General features: G+C 50.1%; 17 protein-coding genes. 9 read left to right on the plus strand and 8 right to left on the minus strand.

Features of this window, described 5'->3' with window-relative positions:
• Positions 1-29: 29 nt before the first annotated feature.
• Complete coding sequence (locus WH37_RS28375; RefSeq protein WP_046234031.1) at positions 30-1,007, plus strand: AraC family transcriptional regulator; 978 nt, start codon at positions 30-32, stop codon at positions 1,005-1,007.
• 134 nt (positions 1,008-1,141) lie between these two features.
• Here WH37_RS28375 and WH37_RS28380 read toward each other — a convergent pair whose 3' ends face one another.
• The 5 genes from WH37_RS28380 to WH37_RS28400 form a co-directional block, all read right to left on the minus strand.
• Entirely contained in the window at positions 1,142-2,533 is a 1,392-nt protein-coding gene (locus tag WH37_RS28380) for an allantoinase (RefSeq protein WP_046234032.1), read from the minus strand.
• Between the two features lie 100 nt (positions 2,534-2,633).
• Positions 2,634-3,743, minus strand: coding sequence for an ABC transporter substrate-binding protein (locus WH37_RS28385; RefSeq protein ID WP_046234033.1), 1,110 nt, complete (start codon positions 3,741-3,743; stop codon positions 2,634-2,636).
• 101 nt (positions 3,744-3,844) lie between these two features.
• On the minus strand, positions 3,845-4,726 hold the full coding sequence (locus WH37_RS28390; protein WP_082111049.1) for an ABC transporter permease: 882 nt from the start codon (positions 4,724-4,726) through the stop codon (positions 3,845-3,847).
• Entirely contained in the window at positions 4,723-5,469 is a 747-nt protein-coding gene (locus tag WH37_RS28395) for an ABC transporter ATP-binding protein (protein WP_046234034.1), read from the minus strand. Before WH37_RS28395 ends, WH37_RS28390 begins: the two co-directional genes overlap by 4 nt.
• Before the next feature lie 121 nt (positions 5,470-5,590).
• Entirely contained in the window at positions 5,591-6,286 is a 696-nt protein-coding gene (locus WH37_RS28400) for a GntR family transcriptional regulator (RefSeq protein WP_231594411.1), read from the minus strand.
• 327 nt (positions 6,287-6,613) lie between these two features.
• Between WH37_RS28400 and WH37_RS28405 the strand changes: the two genes are divergently transcribed.
• The 3 genes from WH37_RS28405 to WH37_RS28420 all read left to right on the plus strand — a co-directional run bounded on the left by WH37_RS28405 (position 6,614) and on the right by WH37_RS28420 (position 8,454).
• Positions 6,614-7,033, plus strand: a complete 420-nt coding sequence (locus tag WH37_RS28405) for an S-layer homology domain-containing protein (RefSeq protein WP_046234036.1) — start codon at positions 6,614-6,616, stop codon at positions 7,031-7,033.
• A 727-nt stretch (positions 7,034-7,760) separates the two neighbouring features.
• Positions 7,761-8,081 (plus strand): hypothetical protein, encoded by a 321-nt coding sequence (locus WH37_RS34020; RefSeq protein WP_052737273.1) that lies wholly within the window; start codon positions 7,761-7,763, stop codon positions 8,079-8,081.
• A gap of 55 nt (positions 8,082-8,136) precedes the next feature.
• A complete protein-coding gene (locus tag WH37_RS28420) occupies positions 8,137-8,454 on the plus strand; it encodes a hypothetical protein (protein WP_046234038.1) in 318 nt (105 codons plus the stop codon).
• Between the two features lie 169 nt (positions 8,455-8,623).
• Here the strand turns inward: WH37_RS28420 and WH37_RS28425 are convergent, their stop codons facing one another.
• Positions 8,624-10,051, minus strand: coding sequence for an FAD-dependent oxidoreductase (locus WH37_RS28425; RefSeq protein ID WP_082111050.1), 1,428 nt, complete (start codon positions 10,049-10,051; stop codon positions 8,624-8,626).
• Positions 10,052-10,290: 239 nt separating this feature from the next.
• On the opposite strand from WH37_RS28425, the gene WH37_RS28430 reads away from it, so the two are divergent.
• The 4 genes from WH37_RS28430 (at position 10,291) to WH37_RS28445 (ending at position 15,780) form a co-directional block, all read left to right on the plus strand.
• On the plus strand, positions 10,291-10,965 hold the full coding sequence (locus WH37_RS28430) for a response regulator (RefSeq protein ID WP_046234039.1): 675 nt from the start codon (positions 10,291-10,293) through the stop codon (positions 10,963-10,965).
• A gap of 197 nt (positions 10,966-11,162) precedes the next feature.
• Entirely contained in the window at positions 11,163-12,224 is a 1,062-nt protein-coding gene (locus tag WH37_RS28435) for a DUF4198 domain-containing protein (protein ID WP_046234040.1), read from the plus strand.
• A gap of 148 nt (positions 12,225-12,372) precedes the next feature.
• Positions 12,373-14,874, plus strand: a complete 2,502-nt coding sequence (locus tag WH37_RS34025) for a copper resistance CopC/CopD family protein (RefSeq protein WP_052737274.1) — start codon at positions 12,373-12,375, stop codon at positions 14,872-14,874.
• 324 nt (positions 14,875-15,198) lie between these two features.
• Positions 15,199-15,780 carry a TetR/AcrR family transcriptional regulator gene (locus WH37_RS28445; RefSeq protein ID WP_231594412.1) on the plus strand — a complete coding sequence of 194 codons (582 nt, stop codon included), beginning with the start codon at positions 15,199-15,201 and terminating at the stop codon, positions 15,778-15,780.
• A 112-nt stretch (positions 15,781-15,892) separates the two neighbouring features.
• On the opposite strand, the gene WH37_RS28450 is transcribed toward WH37_RS28445, so the two are convergent.
• The gene (locus WH37_RS28450) at positions 15,893-16,813 is read right to left on the minus strand and encodes an alpha/beta hydrolase family protein (protein WP_046234042.1); all 921 of its coding nucleotides are present in this window, start codon (positions 16,811-16,813) and stop codon (positions 15,893-15,895) included.
• A 449-nt stretch (positions 16,814-17,262) separates the two neighbouring features.
• Between WH37_RS28450 and WH37_RS28455 the strand changes: the two genes are divergently transcribed.
• Entirely contained in the window at positions 17,263-19,257 is a 1,995-nt protein-coding gene (locus WH37_RS28455) for a methyl-accepting chemotaxis protein (RefSeq protein ID WP_046234043.1), read from the plus strand.
• A gap of 185 nt (positions 19,258-19,442) precedes the next feature.
• Here WH37_RS28455 and WH37_RS28460 read toward each other — a convergent pair whose 3' ends face one another.
• Entirely contained in the window at positions 19,443-20,612 is a 1,170-nt protein-coding gene (locus WH37_RS28460; protein ID WP_046234044.1) for a MalY/PatB family protein, read from the minus strand.
• Positions 20,613-20,630 lie beyond the last annotated feature (18 nt).

The following is a 20,630-nucleotide window of genomic DNA, read 5'->3' on the forward strand; positions in this document are numbered from 1 at the left end:
TAACTTAGAAGCAAGAGGAGGAGAGGCGGTTGCTTCCTTTCATACAGCTGCTGCAGCATCGAACGGCTAGGCCGTTGGTCCGCTTCGCCCACCTGTGCGTTCGCACGATAGCGGCAGCGCCGAGAACGATTTACGATCATGAGTTTATTTTTGTGCTGAAGGGGAGCGGTATCGTTTCTTCTGAAGGCAAGCAAGCGGCATATAAAGAAGGCTCGGTCATTATGTTTCCGCCGGGCGTCGCCCACAGCTTGACGCAGGAGCAGGAGGAAGAGCTGCATATCGCGATTCATTTTGATTGGGAGCAGGTGCAGCCGCATGAGGAGCTACGGCATTTCATTGATAACGAAGCGTCCGATGCGGAGGCGGAATCAGCAGCATCAGAATCTGCGCCAGTACCGGCGGCAACAGCATCAACATCATCGCCGGGTTCCATTTGGCTGCCGCATGTGACGGTGCTTGAATCGGCATCGGACGAGCTGTTTGCGTGTGCAGGCTGGACGCTGCGCGCCTATGAGCAGGGCGGTGCCTACCAGCGGCTGCGTACCGATGCGGAAATGCTGAACTTAATAGTGCAGCTGGTCCAAAATATAACGGAAGGCCCGCAAGCTATCCAATCGCTGCATTCTTATGAAAATCAGCAAGCGGCAGCGCAGCAGGAGAGCAGCGATATGGTCGCGTTCGCGCAGCGGATGGAGCAGCTTGCGGAAGAGCTGCCGATTTCGGCAGCAGCATTTGAGGAGTTATGCCGGGAAAGTTATTTCTCGGAAAGCCATTTCCGCAGGCTGTTTGAAGAGCAGATGGGTATGGAGCCGCATCCATATTTCACGAGCCTCCGCTTGAGACGAGCTTCACAGCTGCTGCTGGATACCGAGCGGCCCATTCAGGAAATCAGCTATTTGTGCGGCTACGAGGATGCTAAATATTTCAGCCGCCTTTTCCGCCAGCATGAAGGCATGACACCGCAGGAGTTCCGGCAATCGCTGAGAAATGCTGTGCGAGACCTGTAGCTTGCATGTCTAATGGCTGAAACGATTTCAGAACGAACAGCTGTATAACAAAGAGCAGCCCTTCAGTCATCTTGCGGGATGATTGAAGGGCTGCTTCATTTTGTCAGCGAAGAAATGTAACAATAAGATAGAGATCACACCTGCTGCTTCGCGCATGCAGGAGCACCGCTCAGCCATTGCCCTGCGAACGGCTGAGCTATGCCTCTTTTAACCTCGTATACCATGTTCCCTCTGCTCCAGGTAGCCATGACACGGCAGCCAAATTTTCTGCCGATATAAGGATTATGCTTATGGCGGTGATAAAGAAGCTGCGCTTCAAGGGTGTACGGAGCATCAAGCTGAAGCATAACAAGGTCCGCATCTGCTCCAAGCCGTATCTCGCCCTTCGTATCGCTGAGGCCGAACCTCTTGGCGGGCGCGAAGGAAAGCATGCGACTCAGCACCGGGAGTGGAATTTCCCTCTTCGTGTAGCCTTCGTCAATCATTAGCTCCAGCGAATTTTGTGCTCCAGCTATGCCTCCCCACGCCGTAAAATAATTGTCCGATTGCTTCAATTCGCTTGGGCAGGGAGAATGGTCGGAAGCGATCATATCGATGTGTCCAGCAGCAAGCATCGCCCATAGCTTTTCCTGCTCAGATTTGCTCCGTAATGGAGGTGCGCATTTGGCCGCCGGGCCAATTTGCTCCAAATCACGGTCTGTGAGCACCAAATAATGAGGGCAAGTTTCCAAGGTCACATCGACACCGCGCTGCTTGGCATTGGCTATCGTCTGGACGGCATCCGCACTGCTAATATGGACAAAATGCAGAGCGCATCCCATCTGCTCTGCGAACAGGAGAGCCCGATTAACCGCCTCAAGCTCAGCGCGCACTGGACGCGAGGCCGTATAATCTGCCGCAGATATGGCGCCCTTGGCCAGCTTTTCTTTCGTCAAGGCAGCTACGATGGGCTCGCTTTCCGCATGAAGCGCCAGTACATGACCAAGCTCTGCGATAATCTTCATCCCTGCCAGCAGCGTCGCATCATCCACCTCGCGGAAGGCATCCTCGGACGGATCGCCGGGAGAAGACATAAATGCCTTGAAGCCGATAACTCCGGCCTCATCCAAGGCTCGCAAGTCATCGAGATGCCCCGGCACAAGTCCGCCCCATAATGCATAATCCACAATGGATTTGCCTTGTGCCGCAGCCAGCTTTTGCTGCAATGCTGCAACGGTAACGGTTGGCGGAATGCCATTTAGCGGCATATCGATATAAGTGGTGCAGCCGCCTGCTGCAAGAGCCGAGGAGCCGCTAGTAAAACCTTCCCAAGCTCCAAGTCCCGGCTCGTTCAAATGGACATGGGCGTCTATCATTCCGGGCATCACAATCATGCCGGATGCCAGAACCGATTGTTTGGCGGGAGTCGTCAGCCGCTCGGCCAGCTGTACAATTCGCCCATTGTGGATTCCAATATCCATTCGGCGAACATCATTACACAGGACAACCGAGCCATCCCGGATGATTAAATCCAATGGTTCCTTCATAAGCTCACCTCTGTCCTATTATGAGGATATAAACATAGAAGGCAGAACCACAAGGGCTCAGCCTTCCCGTTATACGCATCTTATTTTTATTGCTACTTTGTTACTCTGTCACTAGCGCAGGATCAAGCGCTTTGAGCAAACTTAGATCATGGTAAGATGCGAATTCAGGTATGCTCTTAATGTTGCCAACACTTTTCAAATACTCGCCTACGGCCTGGCCGTTGCTTCCGTTAATGTAAGTATCATTCACTTCCATGGCGTACACGTTGCGGTTCATAATCTCTCTGAGCTCGTCCTCGGTTAAGTGCAGCTCTGGCGCCAATATTTTAATCGCTTCTTCCCGGTTGTCATTAATGTAAGCTGTCGCTTTCTCTAGAGCGCCAAGCATCGCTTTGATCGTGTTTGGATTTTCCTTCAAATACTCGTCAGTTACTTGCACCGTTGTGTGTACGCTCATCCAGTTCACAGCGCCAGTTTTATCGGGAAGCTCGCTTTTCGTACCGCTGAACAGAAACTTGCCGCCACCTTGAATCGCCTTCGTTATGAACGGCTCCCAAGCTGCCATCGCATCGATAGATCCGTTCTGCAGCGCAACAACGGCGTCACTTGGCGCGAGGTTGACATAATTAATCTTGCTTACGTCGACGCCGAGCTCCTTGCCCATATTATCAATGGCGAACTTGACATCTGCCCCGCTTGGAATGCCGATCGTCTTGCCTTCCAGATCCTTTGCACTTTTCAATTCGAGCTTGCTGGAGCCAACGACTGCTTGTGTTCCGGCAATTTGAGCCAGCGGCGCTACTATTTTCACGGGAATATTGGAGGATTTTAAAATAATATCCATAAAGTTCGTCTGAATGCTGACAGGAGCGCTGCCCCCTGCAACCAAAGGAGCAATATCCGGGCCGCTTTCAATGAGCTGGCTTGTTACATCGAGGCCTGCTTCCTTGAAGTAGCCAAGCTTATCGGCAATAATTTGCTGGGAGGAAATTTGGGCGTCACGTACGCCGACGAGTGTAACGGTTGTCGTCTCGGGAGTGTCGTCGGCAGCAGCCTCAGGCGAGCTTGTTTCCGTAGCCGCGGCAGTTGGGGCCGAGCTTGCGTTTCCGCTTGCGCTCGTAGCTTCTTCCTTCGTTCCGCATGCCGTCAACGCTAATGCCAAAGCGGAAACGACCAATAATTGTTGAACCCATTTTTTCTGATTAGCCATCGTAATCTCTCCCTATACCCAATGTTTTTTTGTCTCTAATTTCTAATTTGCACGATGCTTCCAGCTGCCTTAAGCGGATCAAGCTCCCCTATGTGCACACGCTATTTCTCAACCGCTTCGTTCATCCCTCCTTTACGCCAGCTAAGAACTTTGTTCTCCAGCAGCTTAAGCAACGCCGAGAAAATGCTATAAATCAAGCCAATAAAAATAATGGCAACGAACATATTGGAAATTTTAAAATAATTCCGTGCGTCTACGATAATATAGCCGAGTCCGGATTTGGCCCCCATCATCTCGGAGACAATCAGGGCGGAGAAGGATAAGCCAAGGCTGACTCGGGCACCGACGATGAAAGTCGGAATGGCGGAAGGAAGCAGCACTCTTCTGAAAATTTGCCGCTCCGAAGCGCCGAGGCTCATTGCCGAGCGAATAAGGGTGGAGGGAACGGTTTTGAACCCGTCTACCGTATACACCAATACCGGAAGGAACGTCGTCCAGGCGATGAGCAGCACCTTCGGAAATTCGCCGATTCCGAACCAGATAATAATAAGAGGGAGCAGGGCAAGTGCTGGGATTGGCCCTACTAGATTAAGTAGGGGAGACATCCACCGCTCGACCTGGCGAAACTTGCTCATTAATACACCCATGAAAACCGCAAGCACACATCCGATTACAAAACCGGCTGCAATACGCAAGGTGCTGGACAGCAGGCTGTCAAAGAGAAGCCCGTTTTGCGCAAGTGCCCAAGCATCAACGATGACGAGTGAAGGGGGTGGAAGGAAGAGCGGATTGAACAAGGCCAGCTTCATATTCATTTGGGAAAAAACTTCCCATAGAATGAAAAAGGTCAAATACGGAATGAAATTTGATGTTTTCATAAAGCCGGAGCCTGTCGTTACCCTCGCCTTGCGTGCGGTTTTATGCGCTCCAAGCTTGCCCACGTGCGCCCCCTCGGCTGTGAAAGAACCCGATGTCTCGCTCATTGTATGGCCTCCTCCAATTCATTCTCCATCAATACATGTTCGATTCGCTGCATAGCCTCGCCGAAGCCAGGCATATCGAAGGTGCGGGGATGCGGAATGTCGACCTTGAATTCATCAGCAATGACACCATTTTTCATGACAACAACACGGTCAGCCAAATAGATCGCTTCGCTTATGCTGTGTGTCACGAACAAAGTAGTCGGCTTTAGCTTCTCACAAATGCGGCGAAGTTCTCTGCGCATCATGTCGCGGGTCAAAATATCCAAAGCGCCGAATGGCTCATCCATTAGCAAAATATCGGGGGAGCTTGCGAGCGCCCGGGCAATACCCACCCGCTGCCTCATGCCGCCTGACAATTCGGCTGGGTATTGGTCTGCATATTTTTCCAAGCCTACCAGCCTTAAAAACTGTCTGCCGACTTCCTTAGCTTCTGTTTTTCCTGCTCCTTGGACTTCCGGCCCGAAGCTGATATTTTCAAGTACCGTATACCAAGGGAACAGGGCATGATCCTGAAAAACCATCCCGCGAGCTTTGGAAGGTCCGCGAATGAGCTCGCCATCTACGAGCAGCTCCCCTTCATCAGGAAGCAAATAGCCGGCAATCATATTAAGCAGCGTAGATTTGCCGCAGCCGCTATGTCCGAGTATGCATACAAACTCATGAGCTTCCACCATCAAATCGACATTTTTCAAAATCGTCCGTTCCCCAAAGCGCTTTCCCGCATTACGCACCATCAACTTCATAGCTATCCCTCGCTTTCTCCCATTCATGCCCTGCGTTGTACACCATTTATGAGCCTACCCAACACAACATCTAATCCAAGATTGGATACAATCCTAATCAAAAAAATGATGGGCTTCTGATTCAGCCTTTCACGCTGGCGTAATGACCGTTTGCCAAACGGAAAACCTCGCTTAAGGTTTGAGGAGCCGTTCCTTTTTCTTCAAACTGAAGCGTATCCTCGATTTCCTTTAAATGCTCGATCATCAACCGTTCCGCCTGCTCCGCCTCGCCTTGCTCGATCAAGAGCATTAATCGTCGATGATCGCTGCAGTGCATGTGCTTACTCATGCCATATAGAGCGATGATGACGTAGGTGAGTGATATAAGCTCCTCTAAATAGCGGAAATAATAATTGTTGCCTGTGAACTCGGCGATTTTGAGATGAAAGTTGCCCGAGAGCCGAACGGCAAGCAAAGGGTCTCCGTTGTGGTGAGCCGAGTGCTCCTCATCCAGCAGCTCGCTAAGCTGGCTGAGCTGATCTCTAGTCAGCTTTCCACTTACCTTTTTCACCCCGGAGGCTTCAATGACTCTGCGCATTTCGAAAACTTCCTTGGCCTCTTCGACCGTAGGGCATGCAACGAATGTTCCCTTGTATGGAATAACCGTCACAAGTTTCTCTCCGGCCAGCTTGCGCAGCACATTGCGTACGGGCGTGCGGCTGACGCCAAACGATTCGGCAATGACCTCCTCGACGAGCTGCATGCTAGGGCGGAGCTTTTGCTGAATGATGGCATCTTTAATGGCTATATAAATATCAAGTTCATTTGCTACCCCCACTGGGAACATCTCCTTTCTTAGGTGGATCAGTCAAACGAAAGTTCTTGTTATGTTTTATAACATGAATAGTAAATTAAAAGCACTTTATAAGTCAATAGTTATTTTTGAATGGGGTGAAATGATGATTTCCAGGAGTTTTTGCAGGTTTTCAGCTGATTTCAATGTTTTTACGAGTAGAAACTTGTCTTTTTTGTTAGCCAACCTTTAGGTAATGGCATGTTTATGTTATTTTAAATTACACTGATTATAAGCTAAATAGATGATTTTTCATTTGCGTTTTGTCCTACTTTTGAATTATAAAAAACACCTATATAGTGGTAGAATTGGATGAATGGCTTCCAGCCTGACAAGCCGATGACTCGTTTTGAAATGATGAAATGGATGGCTAGCGGACTTGCGGCGTCCGACAAAAGCTTCAAGCAAGCGCTGGCGGATACTGCGAACACGCTGCTGCCTACTCCTGAGACTTATAAAGGCGGCATTGCGGACAAGCAAGTTCCGTTCATTGCCGTTATTCGAGGAACGGGCATTATTACAGGGATGCAGGATGGCATGTTCCGACCTGCTGATCCCGTTTCGAAGGCTGAGCTTGCAGCTAGTCTGCTCCGCTGCTTGGATTATCACCATTTTGTAAATGGCTATAGCAAACGCTACAAATTCGTCAGGCTGGAGGAGCTGGGGATGAGTCTGGAGGCTGCAATAGCAGATGCATATGACACAGGGTATATGCCGCATCTTGGGGTATAGGATCCCAGCAAGCTTAGCCAGAATACGGATTTTTCAAATTCAACCGTCTTGCTCCCGAAACGATGGAGAAAAATGGATTGACTACCGTTCCGATGGCTACTTCCACCTATTTTATTAAAGATAGCGTCAGACGCTTTTGGACCTTTGGCACCTATCTAAAAAAATACCGTGATCCAGTCCATCTCAAAACCGACTCAGGAGCTTACTTTAGAGCGTATTACCAACCCTAATCGAAGCATCCCTTGTCCTCTCTTTATGAGAGCGAAGGGGTGCTTTTTCTCTTGCTGCTCAAAGGATGAGCGGAATGTGTGTCTATTTTGGCTAACTACCTTGCATAGCAATGTATATAAATATATAAGCAATTTTAGGAGGTGACACCTTTTGCCAATTGAGAAAGAGATTTTGAAGGGGGATATCGATATTATTATTCTTTCGTTGCTGTTTGAAAAAAGAGATGTATTTGTAATACCGCTCATGTGAGAGAGCTTAAGGAAGAAATGCGTGTCCACTTATTGGAGTCCATAGGTGAATTGCTAAGCCAGGGTCATTCTGTTTTTTTTAGATTTGTCTTTGCTCTTGATGAAAGGATGTCCAAAAAAGGACTTCCTGTTCTATTTTTGGATACCTTTATCATAAGATGGGCATATATACCATTTAGTCCTAATATGGTATTTGTAGTATTAATTGCATTTAATGGTTAGAAGCTTATTACTAGGAGGGATCGTTTATGGAAAGGCCTATTGGGATTATTGTGTCAGAACCACATGCTTTAGCAGGGCAAGGTAGTCGTTCAAGTGGAAACTTCTCTACGGAATGGTTTGGAGGTGCCCATGTCATGTTGGTTGAAGTAACGGTCGATGGTCAAATTGATGATACTATAACTTTCAATATTGCCGAAGATAAAAGTGGCAGTGATCCTGTTAGAGCTCGTGATGTGAAGAATAACTATCAAGTGGGATATATAGGGAGTAACTCGTTATACATTTGCGAGGTTAGATGTCCAGTGAATAAGAATTTTATGATTACATTTAAACCTTATGTCAAGTAAATCATTCAAAATGAATTTTTATGAAGATAGTCCATTAAATTTAGGAGTGTGAATCATGAGCAGACCAATTGCTGTTGTTGTATCCAGTAATACAGTTTTAAATGATGAAAGGAGTCGCACAAGCGGTAATTTTTCGACGAAATGGTTTGGCTCTTGTAAATATATGGAGGTTGAAGTGAGTGTAAATGGTAAAATTAATAATGATATTAAATTTAGCATGGCTATTGATATTAGTAATGGAAACGATGTTAAGAAATATAATGACGTCAAAAATGGTTCTAGAATAGATTATTATGATTCAAATACTTTCTATATTTGCGACGTACCTTCAAGTCAACGTGAAAATTTTATGGTTAAGTTTTTTCCCGTTTAGGAGCAAGGTACAGCTTGTTCAATTAACGTGATTGTGAAGGTGAGCCAATACAGCCTCACTATTGCAGAGGGTTGAAAAAAGGGATGTCTCCGACCGTTAGGCTCGGGGCATCCCTTGCTGCATCATGCAGGGAAATTGAAGGTTGAGTGGGAAATGTCGGTACCAACTGTTATTTCACCGGGCTGACAGGTGCCGTCGGTGTTTCCGCAGCGGCTGGGTCAGCCTCACGTGTTGGCTGAGCTTGCGTCTCCCCCTGCTCAGCAGGGGCGAGCATCGCTTGAAGCGCTGCTTGGTTAAGCAAGCTCCACGGCTTGTTGTAATGCGGCTGGAAGAAGAAGTCGACGAAGCCAAGCTCATCAATCGTCATGTGGTTTTGGATGCAGACCGACATCGTATTCATCATTTGCGTCAGATCGGCTTTCGATAAAATTTGTGCGCCTACGATGCGCTCGCTATCCGCTTCATAAACGATTTTCAGCGTTACCTCCTCAAAGGTTGGCATGAATTCCGGACGGTAGTTTTCGACAATTGTGACAGTTTCCACATTCATTTCGGCAGCAAGCGCAGCCGTTTCAGTCAAGCCCGTCGATGCAATATTGTAGTCAAAAAGCTTAATGGCCGACGTTCCTTGCGTGCCTAAATATTTCACTCGCGGCTGCAGCAGGTTTTTGCCGATGAGTGTTCCCATCCGGACCGCATTCGTTGCGAGCGGAATATAGGCATGCTGGCCAGTTGGGTTGTACATCACCGCACAGCTGTCTCCGGCAGCGAACACATCCGGCTTGCTGGTGCGCATATATTCGTCGACGATGATCGCGCCATTCGGCAGCATATCGACTTGGCCTTTCAGCAGCTCTGTATTAGGGCGGAAACCAATGCACATAATGACAAGATCAGCCTCATATTCGCCCTTGGTTGTCAAAATCTGCTTCACTTCTCCGTTCGTACCCTTGAAGCCGGTAACGGTCTGGCCAAGCGCAAGCTCGATGCCATGGGCGGCGAGATCCATTTCAATGACATCGGTATATTCCTGATCCAAATATTTGTACAAAATGCGATCCATATTATCGATCAGCGTCACCTGCTTGCCAAGCTGCTCGAACGCTTCCACAAGCTCGATGCCGATGTAGCCAGCGCCGATAACAGCAATGCGGTTTGCATATTTCGCTTTTTCGATAATCGTTTGTGCGTGATTGTAGTTTTTGCATAAAAGAATATTTTCAAGCTCCATACCTTCGAGCTTCGGAATAATCGGCCACGAGCCAGTTGTCACGACGAGCTTGTCATAGCTATTTTCAAACGTTTCATTCGTCAGCAGATTGCGGACGGTTACGGTTTTTGTCTCGGTATCGACGTTCAGCACCTCATGCTGCATATGCGTTTGAACGCCCATTACGGCAAGCTGCTCAGGCGAAGCGTAGAAGAGCTTGGTCGGGTCTTTGACGACGCCTCCCACATGAAGGGCAATGCCGCACGACAGGAAGGAAATGTTGTCATTTTTCTCGAAAACGGTAATTTCCGCTTGCGGGTGGAGCTTGATGATTTGATTAATAGCGGCAGTTCCTGCATGTGTACATCCAATAACGGTAACCTTCATAGTAAGGGCCTCCTCGAGTAAGTGTGAATGTTTTCACAATCATAATGTTTAATGTGAAATGATTCACAATGTGTTGTTGGTATTATCATAAAACATTCGATGCCTGAAAACAAGGTCGGAATTGTGAACTTTTTCACAAGGTATGGCATAGCCCCTTCGAGCCATATTCAAGCGGGTTATTTTCAGCCACAATATAAGGTGTACAATAGTAGAGCGACAATGGCGCGAGGCCAGACGGAATGAGAAAAGAGGGGTGCGGCGTGACTCAGCCGGTTCGAATATTGATTGTGGACGATCATCATCATGCGCGTGAGGGCATTCGGGCGATTTTGCAGGCGGAGCCTTTGTTCGAGGTAGTCGGCGAGGGCTGCAGCGGGCTTGAGGCGCTTACGCTTACGGAGCAGCTGATGCCGGACTTGATTTTGATGGATATTAATATGAAGGAGATGGACGGGCTCGAAGCGACCAAGGAAATTAAAGCCCGTTACCCCTATGTGAAAATAGTAATTATAACCGTATCGGATGATATTACGCATCTGTTCGAGGCGCTTAAGAAGGGTGCACAGGGCTATTTGCTCAAAAATTTAAATCCCGGCGCCTGGCGCGAATATTTGAAGGCAATTGCACTTGATGAAGCGCCTTTGTCGCGGGAACTGGCCCAGCGCATTTTGCAGGAGTTTGCACTTGCTGGAGCGGGCAGGCAGCAGGCTGAGGAAAGTCCGCTCACGGCGCGGGAGCAGGAGATTTTGCGCTGTGTGGCGCAGGGGGCGGCCAACCGGGACATTGCCGGCATGCTGATGATTTCAGAGCATACAGTAAAAAATCATCTCAAAAATATTTTGCAAAAGCTTCATCTGGACAATCGCGTACAGCTGGCAAAATATGCGTTCGAGCAAGGGTATTTGCGGGAATAGAGCTTGGATAATGCTCGTTTAGTGCTCGTTTAAAGCCTTGCTACACTCGACCAATGCTTGCGAAGCGTCATCAAAGGTTCACAGCTTTGTGGCACATTAGGCGCAGAATAGCCCTTTATAGTCATTCTTTCCCCGAGTGCAGGTCGATATAATAGGATTTAGTTATCCAATATCGATGCTCAGGGGGCTAATTAATCATGATTTGGAAAAAGAAACTGGCAGCCGCAGCGCTTGCCGCAGTACTAACATTCAGCGTATCGGCGACGGCGTTCGCCCATGACGGCTGGACGCAGACGAATGCGCCGATTATTGCGCAGGGTGAGGTTGCGTACGTAGATTTGCTTTTCGGCAACCACTCGAATGATCACAAAAGCTATCGCATTACCGGACAATGGGGCGCAGACAGCTCGAAGGTTTATGTGACTTCTCCAGCAGGTGTGAAGACGGATATTACGTCTACTCGTTTTTACACAGGTGAAGCAGCTACAGAGACGGAGCCGGCCGTAAACAATGGTTTTGTCGCTTCCTTCTCGGCGGCATCTCCAGGAGCTTACATTGTGACGGGTGAATCGGACAGCGTGAGTACAACCTCGCTCAGCCGCTCAATGCGCAGCGCGAAATCGTTCGTAGCGATCAGCGATCTTCCGCTTATTGCCCGGGTCAGCGCGCTGAAAGGCTTTGCGAATCCAGTGAGCCTTGACCGTGCGGAATTCGTTCCGCAATTCAATCCAGCAGCTGTTGTTCCAGGGCAGGATGTAAAGGTGCAAATGCTGCTGAAAGGCAAGCCGGTAGCGGATACTGAAGTATCGCTCATTCGCCGCAGCAATTCCGAAGGGCAGACGCTGACAACTGATGAGAATGGCATGGTGACTTATAAAACGGGAGCGGCCGACTATTATTTGCTGCGCGCTTCGACGTCTACGAATGAGAGCAAAGAGGGCGAATATACGAAGGTCAATTATACGGCAACGATGACCTACACGGTGCAAAATGCCGGCATTAAGCTGCCAGCAGGCAAAGTGAGTCCGATTCCTTATGTTTATGTAGATGGTAAGCTCGTATCCAGCGACAGCCTGACCGTTGTAAAAGGATCAACGAACGCTAGCGCTGACTTCATCAAGCAGTATATTGATCCAAGCTACAGCAGCAAAAACGCAGCTTCCTTGCGTCAAACAGCAGAGAAAGCGGGAGCGGTTGTTGAGTTTTTGCCGGCAGTTGGCGACACCCGTGCAGCTGTGCTGATTTATACGAAAAAATAGAAAATCTTAAGCGGCAGCGAGCATTAGTGCTTTGCCTGCAAGCAAACATCGAATAAAAGCAGCTGCTCGAAACGAGCAGCACTGCTCATGCATAGCGGGGTCGCCATCAATAGGCGGCTCTGTTTGCATGAGAAGGAAGGAGAGGCGAATGATTCCTCATAAGTTGAAAATAAACCTGCTCGCGCTGGCGGCGCTGCTGCTGTTCGTGCTCTGCTGCCCGGCCCTTGCGGACGCGCATGCGAATATGGAGCGCTCGACTCCGCTCCAGGATGCTGAGCTCAGCGAATCGCCTTCATCCATTCGCATCCAATATACAGAAGAGTTCGATCCGGACTTAAGCCGGATTGTGCTGGAGGATGAGGCAGGCAATGCGATAAAAGGCAAGCTGTCTGTGGAGAAGGACAGATGGCTGGTTTATACGATTCCGAAGCTATCGCCCGGTATTTACAAGGTGAAATGGCAGGTGCTGTCCGTGGATACACATGTCACGGACGGTTCCTTCCGCTTTGCGGTCGGCGTGCCGCTCGCAACGACGAAGCCGAGCGATACGATTTCGCTCGACGGCGGTTCCGGCGATGCTTCGCCGTCCCCGGCAGCAACGGCGAAGCCTAGCGCATCGCCCTCACCGAGTGCCGGAAGCTCCGGCAGCGGCAACAGCGCCACTGGAGGTAAAGGCAGCGGCTCGCAAGGGAGCGGCGCCGCTAACGGCAGTGGAACCGGAGGAAATGCGTCCGGCGAAGCAGCGGGAAGCGGCGGTTCCTCAGGAGGCAGCGGCGCTGCTGATGGAACTGTAAAAGGCGGTGGCTCTTCTGTCGGAGCAGGAGCGTCAGGAGGCAAGACGAATGGCGGTGGTGGCAGCTCTGTGAGCCCTTCAGCGAGTGCTGGCACAGGAAGCGGCGGAGCAGCTGCAAGCGACGCTGGGTCAGGGGCCGGGGCAGCGGAAGGTTCAGCGAGCTCCGGTCAAGGCGGTACTGGCAGCGCAGCAGGCGGCAATAGCTCGGTAACGGAACCGGGGGAACAAAACGGCTCGATTGTTTCTGGGAGCAGCGAAGTATCCACAGGGAGTAAAGAGGTCGCAGGTACTTCTAAAAATAGCGACGGAAAATCGGCAAGCGGCGATTCTGCTGAAGCAGCAAGCGGCGAGCAGCAAGCTGCAACGGGCCTTGATTCGTCAGCTACCTCCACCGATACGCCTACTGTGACAGATGTGGATTCATCAACCGGCGAGACGGCTGATGAATCGCAAGGGCATTCCATACCTGGCGAACATGGATCAGCAGATCATGGAGCCGATTCTGGCATGGAGATGGATGAGGATGGCAGTATGGTCGGCCATTCTGGAGATCACAATGCCGAGCATCAGAGCGATTGGCGTACGGTTATATATACGCTGCTGCGAATTATTGAGGTCCTTGCAGCGGCTTGCATGGTTGCTTTTTTATATGCCAGATATGTGCTTTGGTCACGTGCTGATGGCTCAGCGATACCTCGGCTGCTCAGCAAGCGAAGCGAGCGTCTCTTGTTAATAGGTGCGGCGATAGCGCTTGGCGTCACAGGTTTTTTCCACGTATGGCTGTTAGCGGAGCAGCTAAGCGCATTTGAAATGGGAAGCGGCGGCACGTTGTATCAAAAGATTTTAACCGCGACGATGGTTGGACGTGCAGCCTGGCTGCGGCCTGCTTTGGCGGCGCTCATGCTGCTGCTGGCGTATGCGCCGCAGCGCGATGAACGCTGGGTCGCGCCGCTGAAATGGCTGATGGCCTTGCTGCTAACGGTGCTTTATCCATTAACGGGCCATGCCAATGCCTCCCCATTATTTTCGGCAGCGGTTTTGTCTCATATTGTGCATATTTGGACGGCGGCGATTTGGTTTGGCGGTCTTGTGGCCATTATCAGCGCCACCTTGAAGTCCAGTTTTCCTAGTGCCGAGGAGCAGGGGCAGACGCTGCACCAGATGATCAAGCGATTTTCGCAGGCTGCGCTGCCCATTATTATTTTGCTGGCAGCAACAGGCGTCATCTTGTCCTTGCAGCGGCTTAACGTTTGGACGGAGCTCGTGGACAGTAGTTATGGCCGTCTGGCCTTGCTAAAAACGCTGCTGCTGGTTGCCGTTATCGGCATCGGCGCCTATCATCGCTTTTCCCTAATGCCGCGTTTGACGGGGATGGGAAAATGGGCAGCTGACAACACCAGCTCCGCTCATAAATTTGTGCAAGCGGTGCGTGTAGAAGCACTGCTTGCACTGGCAGCTTTTATCGTGGCCGGCATGCTGTCTTCCACCGCGCCGCCAGAGCAGCCTGCTTATGCTGAACCTGTGTACTGGCATGTTATGGGCGATAAAGCCCATATGTCTATGCGCATTAAGCCAGAAGAGCAGGCCTACCAGCTTGATGTGTGGCTGCCGACTGGCATGGGCGCTCCAACGCTCATTGACGTGCAGGCGAAGGATGATAGTGGGCAGGGAGAAGTGCGGGACATTCCTTTTGAGTTTAATAAGGGTGGGCCTGATCCTTACGGCTATGAAGGCTTTGACAAATATACGTATTTGTCGAAGGCCCCTGTGCCTGCGGTCGGCGATGTATGGGATATGACGATTGTCATTACCGATCCAACGGGCGAGGAGCATCGCTATGAGAAGCGCATACCTTAATGCCCAAATAAGTGATAACCCCTAGCGCGTGATGCTGCTATTTTGGCGAATGATCCAAACATAAATGAATGAATATAGAATGGTTAGAGGGGCAGATGCTGCTCCTCTTTCATTATTTTAAAGGCTCATCGGAAAATATGGTTGAAACCAATCCACTTACACAATGAGTTGAAATCGGAATATACAGTTGATTGATATTACTGTTAATAGTGTATAATTATTCGGGTATGCGGTAATGGATGAATTCCGTAAGTGTAAATTGAGGATTAAATTTTTTGGAGGGACTAGTCAATGAAAGACAAAGCGGAAGACCGCAGTGATGGCTTGGAGCCTCGTGACCATACGTTTAAATATGTACGCGCCGACGCACAGCGAAACATCAATGCTTTGCTCCAGTCCGCGATGACAGTGTTCGCGACTTCGGGAGTAGACGCTCCAGTTCGGGAGATTGCGGAGAAGGCTGGCGTCGGCGTCGGCACTGTTTACCGCCATTTTCCACAGCGCTCGGGCCTGATCGAGGCTGTCTTCCGTCAAGAGATCGATGCTTGTGCAGATGCTGCGGGGGATTTAGCCGCTAAATATGAACCCGTTGAGGCACTGGAGCGATGGATGCAGTGTTACTTGGACTTCATAGCGACTAAACGCGGACTCGCGGCGGCTCTACATTCAAACGATCCGGCATACGAGACTTTGCCTGTCTGCTTCGTAAAGGAACTAAGTCCTGCACTGAAGACCTTGCTTGAAACAGCGACGGCTGTGGGTGAGGTGCGTGCTGATATCGAGCCAGACGAATTGCTGTGGGCGGTCGCGAGCCTTTGTACGGCGGTACACAACGGCGATACTGTGCATGCGCAGCATATTGTTGCTTTGCTCGTAGATGGGTTGCGCTACCGCGCGAGCCGCTAACGTCTCGCCAAGTGCGCGGAGGTTGTCCACGACGAATCAATCAGAAATCGACAGCGCGCCCCCTCACCGACTTCGAGCCGGTGAGGGGGCGCGCTTTGCACTTCTTAGAGCTTCACTTGGATTCAATTCGACCCAGTGGATTGGCGCTCTCCGACAAAGTCTGTTGCACTGCCGACCAGTTGTCATGCTCAATGTCGAGTGCATGGCGAAGGTAAGCCCATGTGACCCGTTGGATCAAGGCGACTCGTTCGGGGTTTTCGTCCGTTGTTTCCTTAACCTCGTAACCGGCGATTCCGCCAAGCGAGTGTTCTGCTCCGAACAGAGTAAGCAGGCTCTTGTCGCCGGGGCTCAGGAAGTAGGGGTCGGTCATCCATTCCGGTCCTCGAACGGTCAGCGGAGAATTGTCCTGATCCCCCACGATCACGAGGGTCGGCTTGGTCATATTCGCGAAGCTCGGGTTCAGGAACGGGAAGTTCTCAACTGCGAACGGTGTCAGGTTAGCACCTCCCTTTCCGGCCGTGGCAAGCAGCACGCCCGCTTTAACTCGCGAGTCGGACAGGTCCTCTCCCTTCTTGGTCTCCGGATCGAGGACTTGCAAGCCCAGCAGATTGCCCGCCGTCTGGCCACCGAAGGAGTGTCCGACTGCGGCGATGCGGCTTCGATCAAGGCGCCCGCTGAGGCCGGGAACGGCAGATTCAATAAGATCAAGTTGGTCGAGGATGCGCTTCATGTCCTCGACTCGGAAACGCCAGAGCCGTGGTTTGCGAGGATCGTCCTGAGGAAGTCCCACAGTCCTCGAGTCGAGATGAGTGGGTTGAATGACCACGAAGCCGTGAGCAGCCCAGAAGTCGGCCAAGGGGCCATAGCCGTCCAATGACGAGCCAAAGCCGTGTGCGAAAAGAATAATCGGCAATTCGCTCCCAATCGTTGGCGCAGACACTTTCACTAGCAGATCCTCACCACGGCCCGGGGCTGATAGCACTATCGGCTTCACCGAGACGACTGGAGTGGGTGCATTAATCTTGATTTCCATATTAAATGTTCCTTCCCCTCTTTAATAGATATTAAGATTTATGGCTAACGTCGCCTTTGTAATGCTAAAAACAAACCTAAGCGGAACCACGTTCCTATTATATACGGAACATAGTTCCGTTTACAATAAGTTTTTCAATAATCACTTGTTTAGATTGGAAAAGGGCGAATTATAAGCCCTTTTCCACCACAAAATCCGAATACCCAATCCGAATACCCATTTTAAATATGTGATAAGGAATAGAAAGGAAATAATGACTCTAGAATGGAACGATTTGGCATCCTTTTATATGGTGAACTAAAGTTGAGGCTGAAACAATAAGGATTTTGTTGAAAATTTGTTACAAATACAATGAAAAATCTATCAATTTTCAAATCAGGTCTGTCGACTATATTACATATGCGAGAAATACAAGCTGGAGAAATTACATCATGAAGGAGAAGAGAGAGATGAAGAAAAAATCGCAATGGAAGCAAAAGTTTTATATGAGGAGGCTCAGAGGCAGGCTTCTTCTCTATATTTCCCTGATGCTGATCATTTCCCTGCTCGTTTCTACATCCTTTTCTTATAACAGCGCTAAAATTCAGCTTCAGGATAAAATGGGACAAACAGCAGCCTCCACCGTGTCCTCGCTCAATATGTCGATCGATCAGATCATCGGGCTTGAGAAAGCCAATGTAAAGCAATTAGCCTACTTGCTCTCATCGGCAGCAGTAGATGAAAAGGCGGAGACTACTCAGGCGCTTATAGACAATTTTACGGCAAATCATCCCGAGGTGGAAATAGTGACGGTTGGCAATGCGAACGGCAGCTGGATGAAATCGCCGATTCCGGGGCAGGAGGATTATGACCCGCGGGAGCGCTCTTGGTACAAGGCGATTATGGCGGCCCCAGGAGAAGTTGTCGTTTCTCAGCCAGGCTTATCAGCAACGACGAATAAATATACGATTACCGTATCTCAAACGTTTGCCGACGGGCAAGGCGGGGTTACAGTTGCTTTAAGCATAGAAGCGATCGGGCAACTAATTCAAAATGTTAAAATTGGTTCAGAGGGCTTTGTCTATTTGATGGATCAACAGGGCGTTATTTTAGCGCATCCTACGATCGAAGTCGGCACTCCTATTAATAATGAAGGTATTCAGGCTATTCTGGGGCAAGACAGCGGGGAGCTCTTTTACAATGATCCGATTAACAATGTGGAACGCAAAGCTTTTTATGTGACGAATAAGGATACCGGATTAAAATTGGTCGGCGCTCTGCCAACCGAGGAGTTTACTGAAGCCGCACTGCCTATTTTGATTAACTCGCTCATCGTCATGATCATTTCGCTTGCTGCGGCATTCCTGATTTTATTCTTTATTATCCGGGCGATTACAAGGCCTCTCGAGCAATTGAACCGTGCAGCTAGACGGGTAAGCGAAGGTTATTTGCAGGAAAGAGTAGAGACGAAGCGCCGGGACGAGATCGGGGAGCTTGCTGGCAACTTCAATGCAATGGTTGATTCGCTCCGCGGTATTGTAATGGAAGTGGCTGATTCGTCAAATCAACTTGCTGCTGCCAGCCAGCAGCTTAGCGCCAGCACAACGGAAAATACGAAAACGGTGGAGCTTGTATCGGGACTAATCGGTGGAGCGGCTCAAGGGGCGGACAATCAAGCACGCATGACTGACGAGACGCGCAGAACGATGGAGGAAATGGCAATCGGCATTACGAGAATTGCTGAAGCGTCTTCCGAGATTGTTCAATCGTCGAAAGAGACGGAGCAAAATGTTGCCGAAGGCAGTGACAAAGTACAGGAAGTAACGCTTCAAATGAGAAAAATCGGCGAATCCATCGACCAATCTTCCGCGCAAATTGAGCAGCTGCACGATCTTAGCGCGCAGGTGACGCAGATGAGTACGGCGATTGGAGGCATTGCCAAGCAGACGAATCTTTTGTCACTTAATGCGGCAATTGAAGCATCACGGGCGGGCGATCATGGCAAAGGCTTTGCCGTAGTTGCACAGGAGGTACAGAAGCTGGCAGACCAGACGAAAACGACAGCCGATCAAATATTGGAAACGATTGGCCAGATGACGAAGCTGGTTGCGGCTACGTATGATGTGATGAAAAATAAAGTTTCCGAGGATATGCGGGGAGGACAGCGCGTAACGGAGGAAGCGAGGCAGGCGCTAGCAAGCATTGAACAGTCCACGAGGCTGATTGTCCAGCAAATCCATGATGTATCGGCGGTGACAGAGGAGATGTCAGCCAGTGCCGAGGAAGTAGCGGCCTCCATTCACGAGGTATCGGGCATAGCGAACCAATCTTCAGAATCATTCCGCCAAGTGACGCAAGCTGGCAATCAGCAGCTTGATGCGATGGAGGGCATTTCCTCATCGGCAGTAGGGCTGTCGGAAATTGCCTCCGAGCTGCAAAACAAAATAGGCAGCTTTAAATTGTAAGCTGCGATCGCTCGACAGAACGCCTGAATAAAAATAGAAATAGAAATAAAAATAAAAATAGCCGTCCTGCGCAGCCTATTGGCTGTCATGCAGGACGGCTATTTGCTTGCATTGCACGCCGAACGCTATAGCGTTCGGCAAGCGACGCAGCTTCACGGGCAGTCTATGCCCAGTTAGGCGGTGCTTCACCCGAGCTTGGAGACGGCTTGCTTCATTTGGTGAAGGGCTCGCTCCAGCACAGCTATGGGGAAACCGACACTCATGCGAAGGAAGCCTTCGCCGTTGCCGCAGGAGGAGCCATCCCTGAACGCGATTTTTGCCTCACGCATAAAATAAGGGGCAAGCTGCTCTGGCGGAAGACCCAGCTCCCGGGCATCGAGCCATAATAAATAGGTTGCTTCCGGCTGAATGAGCTTGATTTGAGGAATGTGCTCCCGCAGATATTCCCCTACAAACCGTACATTTTCCTCAAGATACGCAACGAGCTGATCGACATAGTAGCCGCCATGCCAATAGGCGGCCTCCAGCGCTACTATGCCGAACACTGGGCGGTCAATCGCTTTGTTGTTGATCAGGGCAATACGGAAAGCTTCACGCCAGCGCTCATTAGGAATGATAGCGGCTGATGCACGCATGCCAGCGAGGTTGAACGTTTTACTCGGATTGACGGTTACCATACATTGCTGAGCGATTTCTTCCGAAATGGCAGGCAGCGGAATGTGGGTAAATGCTTCGTAAGCCAGATCAGCATGTACTTCGTCTGCGATAACAAATACATGATAGCGCTGGCAAAGCTCTGCGATTCTTGTTAGCTCAAGCTTTGTCCAGCAGCGTCCGACCGGATTGTGCGGATTGCAAAGCAGCATCAGCTTCGTACGCGGGTTGCTGAGCTGGCGCTCCAAATCCTCAAAATCGATTTCGTAGCGTCCATTGTGAAGCTTGAGCGGATTTTCCGCTTTAATGCGTCCGCTATTATCGATCAAGCTGTGGAAAGCATGATAGACAGGCGTCTGAATCAACACCCGGTCGCCAGGCTGTGTGAAAGCTTGCACGGCAAATACGAGCGAAGAACCAACAGAAGGAGAATACTCGACCCACTGTGGCTCTATTGGAAATTGAAAGCGGCTTGCCATCCAATGCTGGACAGCAAGCGCCAGTCCTTCGCTTTCGGCGACATAGCCAAACATGCCATGGTCTACCCGTGCAGCGAGCGCATCAATAATGGGCTGTGCCGTTGTAAAATCTGTTTCTGCCAGATGCATGGGCAGCACATCTTCCGGAAATAGGGTGTGCATTTGTGAATCGGTATGACGTCGATCGAGCTGTACGCTAAAGTTATGTGTGCGAGTCATCATTTGCCTCTTCCCCTGTCG

Source organism: Paenibacillus algorifonticola (assembly GCF_000971975.1).
In the GTDB taxonomy this organism is placed as follows: domain Bacteria; phylum Bacillota; class Bacilli; order Paenibacillales; family Paenibacillaceae; genus Pristimantibacillus; species Pristimantibacillus algorifonticola.